Below are 5,237 nucleotides of genomic sequence, written 5' to 3'. Positions count from 1 at the left end.
GGGTGGGCGTGGAGCCGCCCCCGCCCGGCTCGCTGGGGTCGGGACCGGGGGTCGACGGGGTGCAGCCCGCGATGCCGTCCGGCGGGACCCAGGCGAAGCGCACCTCGTAGGAGGCACCGGAGGCGAGCACCACGCGTCCGCTGGAGTCCGCGGGGTCGGGCAGCTGGGAGGCCCGTCCGCCGGAGGTGTGGTCGAGGACCTGCACCGCGTACCCGGTGGCCCGGCCCTGGCTGACGGCGGTCAGCTCGCCGCCGCCCTTGATCCGGCAGGTCTCGTCGGAGACGTTGGTCAGCCGGAAGTGGCCGTAGATGCGGCCGTTGTTGTTCGGCTCGGCCACCGAGACGACGGGCTGGCCCAGCTGGTCGCGGGTGCAGCTGGGCGCGGTCGGGGCCAGCTCCTCGTTGTCGGGCGCGTCCTCGTGGGGCACCGGGTCGTCGGCCTTCTCCTTCGCGTCGCCGCGGCTGCCGTCGGGGCCGGTGTGCCGTTCGCCGCCGGCGGCGCCGTCGACCGCCGCGCCGGCGCCGCTGGCCGCCGCGTCGGCGCTCTGCGCGGCGTTGGCGGAGGTGTGCGCGTTGAGGGGGCCGGGCACCACGCCCGCCCGCATCAGCGGCAGCGTCACGCCGACCGCGAGCACCGCCGCGCCGACGCCGATCAGCGCGTTGCGGCGGCGGGCGCGGCGTACGGGGATCGTGCGGCGGATGTGGTCCAGCGCGTCCGCGCGGGGTTCGGGTTCGCCCGCCGCGTCGCGCAGCAGGCGGCGCAGCGCATCCTCGTCCGCGGAGTCGAGCTCGCCGCCGAGTTCGCCGCCGGGGCCCGTGCCGCGCGCACCGGACGCGCCGAGCAGCGCGCCGAGCCGGTCGGCGGGACCGGCGTCCGTCGCGTCGGAAGCGGGGCCGGCGGGGGGTGTCTCGGCGGCGGGTGAGGTGGCGTCGCCGCGGGTTGGGCCGTGCTGGTCGCTGGGGGGGCCGTCGTGCTTGCCCTCGCTCATGCCGGTGTCTCCATCGCTACACGCAGAGCGGCGATACCGCGTGATCCGTACGCCTTGACCGATCCCCGTGATATCCCGAGCGTCTGGGCCACCTGCTCCTCCGTCATGTCGGCGAAGTAGCGCAGCACCAGTACCTCCCGCTGGCGGCGCTGCAGGCCGCGCAGCGCGCGTTTCAGCTCGTCGCGCTCCAGCTGCTCGTAGGCGCCCTCCTCGGCGCTGGCCATGTCCGGCATCGGCTTGGACAGCAGTTTCAGACCGATGATGCGGCGGCGCAGCGTGGACCGGGAGAGGTTGACCACGGTCTGGCGGAGGTAGGCGAGTGTCTTGTCCGGGTCCTTGACGCGGGCGCGCGCGGAGTGGACGCGGATGAACGCCTCCTGCACGACGTCCTCGCAGGAGGCGGTGTCGTCCAGGAGCAGTGCGGCCAGCCCGAGCAGCGACCGGTAGTGCGCCTGGTACGTCTCGGTGAGGTGGTCGACCGTGGTCCCCGCAGCCATGGCCTCGTCAGCGTCCTCGCGCGGGGCGGGGATCGCGGGCCGGGAAGCCGGCATCGGCGCGATCACGGGCATCCCGCCCGCCGTCGTGCGTCTTGCGCGCGCGCCGAGCGGGGTCGCCACTGCCAGTTCCAGTACCTCTGCCACGCAAGTTGGACACGCTGACCCCCGTCAGGGTTGTACGCACCTGCCGTCGAAGTCACCGACGGATCCGAACAGATCGCGCTGGGGGACGTGCCGCGCACACCCAAAGCAACCGCCTCTTCCCCTGTGCCCCCACTTCGACCGGCGCCTCCGCGCGCCGGACGGATCTGGCGGCGTGAGGCAGAGACGCCTGTGCCCCGGCGCGGGTTGCGCAGGGCTCCGGGATGCATCGTCACGCAGACACTTGGTCCAGATCAAGGCGATGTAAGCACAACTTGATCACAGGATGTTCATCAGATTCGACATTATGCCCAGCCGGGCCGGAACGTGACAGCAGACCTTTTTGGCACTCTCCTGACAAAAGCCGCGGGTGGCGGTGTCCGTTTCCGGACACCGCCACCCGACGGGAACGGGAGTGCGACCCGGCGGCGCCCCGCCGGGTGCGGGCTCAGCGCCCGGTACCGCCGTAGACGACGGCCTCCTCGGAGTCGCTGTCGAGGCCGAAGGCGGTGTGGACGGCGCGCACGGCGTCGTTCACGTCCTCCTTGCGGGTCACCACCGAGATGCGGATCTCGGAGGTGGAGATCAGCTCGATGTTCACCCCGGTGTCCGCCAGCGCCTCGAAGAAGGTCGCGGTGACGCCCGGGTTGGTCTTCATCCCGGCGCCGACGAGGGAGATCTTGGCGACCTGGTCGTCGTAGCGCAGGGAGTCGAAGCCGATCTCCCGCTGCTGCTTCTCCAGCGCCGAGATCGCCTTTCGCCCGTCCGTCTTGGGCAGGGTGAAGGAGATGTCGGTCAGGCCGGTCGACGCGGCGGAGACGTTCTGCACCACCATGTCGATGTTGATCTCGGCGTCGGCGATCGCCCGGAAGATCGCGGCGGCCTCGCCCGGCTTGTCCGGGACCCCGACGATCGTCACCTTGGCCTCGGAGGTGTCGTGCGCCACTCCCGAGATGAGCGCCTGCTCCATCGGCTCGTCCCCTCGCGGTTCGTTGCTGACCCAGGTGCCCGGCAGGCTCGAGAACGACGACCGGACGTGGATCGGGATGTTGTAACGGCGTGCGTACTCCACACAGCGGTGGAGCAGCACCTTGGAGCCGGAACTGGCCAGTTCCAGCATGTCTCCGAAGGAGATCCAGTCGATCTTCCGCGCCTTCTTCACGACCCGCGGGTCGGCGGTGAAGACGCCGTCGACGTCGGTGTAGATCTCGCAGACCTCGGCGTCCAGCGCGGCGGCCAGGGCGACCGCCGTGGTGTCGGAACCACCGCGACCGAGCGTGGTGATGTCCTTGCTGTCCTGCGACACACCCTGGAACCCGGCGACGATCGCGACGTTGCCGGCGTCCACCGAGTCCTTGATGCGCCCCGGCGTGACGTCGATGATCCGCGCCTTGTTGTGGACGGAGTCCGTGATGACGCCGGCCTGGCTACCGGTGAAGGACTGCGCCTCGTGCCCGAGGGATTTGATCGCCATCGCCAGCAGGGCCATGGAGATCCGCTCTCCGGCGGTCAGCAGCATGTCGAACTCGCGCCCCGACGCGATCGGGGACACCTCTTTCGCGAGATCGATCAGCTCGTCCGTCGTGTCGCCCATCGCGGAGACCACGACCACCACCTGGTGGCCCTTCTTCCTGGCCTCGACTACCCGCTTGGCGACGCGCTTGATGCCCTCGGCATCGGCAACGGAGGAGCCGCCGTACTTCTGCACGACAAGGCTCACGTGCGCTCCTCGTATCTCAGTCTCACCGGGCCCTATTGCCGGGACCCTCGGTCGGCTCAGTCTAACGAGCGGGATGAACACACCCTTCCGATGTCGGATGGTGAGACACCGGACCGCTCCGGGCTGTCCCCTGCCCGCTGGCGCGCGGCGCACGCGGGAACGTTAGGGACGTCACACAGGTGGGTGGTCGAGAACCGGCCGCACGCTTCTCGTAGCGATGCTTCCCGTCAGCGTGAAGAACACTTCACTGGTGCTAAACGGTGGTGGGCGGCGAGGATCGGATCATGCGCCCCGCCCACCACGCCCTCGCCGTGCTCGTCGCAGCGGTCTGGGGGCTGAACTTCGTCGTGATCGAGGTCGGCCTCGACCACTTCCCGCCGCTGCTGTTCTCCGCGCTGCGCTTCCTGGTGGCGGCGCTGCCCGCGGTGTTCTTCGTGCGGCGGCCGAAGGTGGCGTTCGGGTGGGTGGTCGCGGTCGGGCTGGTGCTGGGCGTGGCCAAGTTCGGCCTGCTGTTCGTCGGGATGCGGCAGGGCATGCCGGCCGGGCTGTCGTCGCTGGTGCTCCAGGTGCAGGCCGTCTTCACCGCCGTGCTCGCCATCGCGCTGCTGCGGGAGCGGCCCGCGCCGCTGCGGCTGGCCGGGATGGGCGTCGCCCTCGGCGGCGTCGGGGTGGCTGCCTGGGACCGCGGCGGCTCCTCCCCGCTCGGCGCGTTCCTGCTGGTCATCGCCGCGGCGGCGTGCTGGGGAGTGTCCAACGTGCTGACCCGGAAGGCGGCGCCGCCGGACGCGCTCAGCTGGATGGTGTGGGTCAGCCTCGTCCCACCGCTGCCGCTGCTGGCGCTGTCGCTGCTCTTCGAGGGACCGGCGGCGGGCGCGGAGGCGCTGCGCGGCCTCGACCTGACCGGGATCGCCGCGCTCGGCTACGTGGCGTGGCTGGCCACCGTCTTCGGCTTCGGCGTGTGGGGCTTCCTGCTGCGCCGCTACGACGCCTCGGCCGTCGCGCCGTTCTCCCTGCTCGTGCCGTTCTTCGGGATGGCGTCCGCCGCGCTGCTGCTGGGCGAGCGCGTCACGCCGCTGGGGTGGGTGGCCGGTGCGCTGCTCGTCGGCGGCGTCGCGCTCACCTCGCTGCCGACCGGCCGGCGCCGACGCCGACCGCCCGTGGAACCGGTTCCGGCCGACGCGCCCGCCGACACCGCGGGCCCGGTGAGGGCGGGGACTTCCGCCTGAGACCTCACCGTACGGACTTCGGCGCGCGCCCCCACGTCGGCACGGACACCCGGACGGGGTCCGTGTAGGGGCGGGCGCGCCGACCGCCGGGACGCCCGGGTGGCGTCCACGGCGCGGGAGGCGTCGGGAGGGGACGGGGACGGCCCCTCCCGACGCCGGTCTCGCCCGGGCGGTGGGTCGCCCGGGCCTGCTCAGACCTCCAGCCCCGCCTCGATCGACCGGAGCTGGTGGCGGGCCATGGCGAGGTTCGAGCGGTTCTTGTCGAGCGCCAGGTAGAGGAACAGCCCGTTGCTGTTGCGACCCTTGAGCAGTCTGATCAGGTGGTACTGCGAGCCGAGGGTGATGAGGATGTCCTCGATCTCGTCGTTCAGGCCCAGGTGCTCCAGGGCGCGGACCTTGGCCCGGACCACGTCGGTGTTGCCGGCGGCGGCCACGTTGAGATCGAGGTCCTTCCCACCGCCGAGGGTGCCGAGCGCCATGCCGCTGCTGTAGTCGACGAGGGCGATGCCGATGGTCCCCTCGATCGAGGTCATCGCTTCCTTGAGGGAGGCTTCGGTACTGGCCATGAGGGACTGACTTCCTTTCGGGACAGGGGTGTTCGGGCCGACGGCGATCTCGCGGTCGGCCGGGGTCGGGCTGCTCGCCCGGGGCTTCCTGGGGACGGG

General features: G+C 71.6%; 5 protein-coding genes. 1 reads left to right on the top strand and 4 read right to left on the bottom strand.

What is annotated here, in order from left to right:
• From FNX44_RS23520 to FNX44_RS23510, 3 genes are all read right to left on the bottom strand, one after another.
• The coding region (locus tag FNX44_RS23520; protein WP_143650859.1) for a hypothetical protein at positions 1-988 on the bottom strand (988 nt) is incomplete at its 3' end.
• A complete protein-coding gene (locus FNX44_RS23515; RefSeq protein WP_407699193.1) occupies positions 985-1,629 on the bottom strand; it encodes a SigE family RNA polymerase sigma factor in 645 nt (214 codons plus the stop codon). The genes FNX44_RS23520 and FNX44_RS23515, both read right to left, overlap by 4 nt.
• Positions 1,630-2,074: 445 nt before the next feature.
• Complete coding sequence (locus FNX44_RS23510) at positions 2,075-3,346, bottom strand: aspartate kinase (RefSeq protein ID WP_143650857.1); 1,272 nt, start codon at positions 3,344-3,346, stop codon at positions 2,075-2,077.
• A gap of 284 nt (positions 3,347-3,630) precedes the next feature.
• Here FNX44_RS23510 and FNX44_RS23505 point away from each other — a divergent pair, with 284 nt between their 5' ends.
• Complete coding sequence (locus FNX44_RS23505; RefSeq protein ID WP_143650855.1) at positions 3,631-4,572, top strand: EamA family transporter; 942 nt, start codon at positions 3,631-3,633, stop codon at positions 4,570-4,572.
• A 191-nt stretch (positions 4,573-4,763) separates the two neighbouring features.
• On the opposite strand, the gene FNX44_RS23500 is transcribed toward FNX44_RS23505, so the two are convergent.
• Positions 4,764-5,138 carry a hypothetical protein gene (locus FNX44_RS23500; RefSeq protein ID WP_143650853.1) on the bottom strand — a complete coding sequence of 125 codons (375 nt, stop codon included), beginning with the start codon at positions 5,136-5,138 and terminating at the stop codon, positions 4,764-4,766.
• Between the last annotated feature and the right edge of the window lie 99 nt (positions 5,139-5,237).

The organism is Streptomyces alkaliterrae, from assembly GCF_007097205.2.
In the GTDB taxonomy this organism is placed as follows: domain Bacteria; phylum Actinomycetota; class Actinomycetes; order Streptomycetales; family Streptomycetaceae; genus Streptomyces; species Streptomyces alkaliterrae.
Note: the sequence above shows the minus strand (reverse complement) of the source record. Positions and strands in the feature narration are given on the sequence as shown.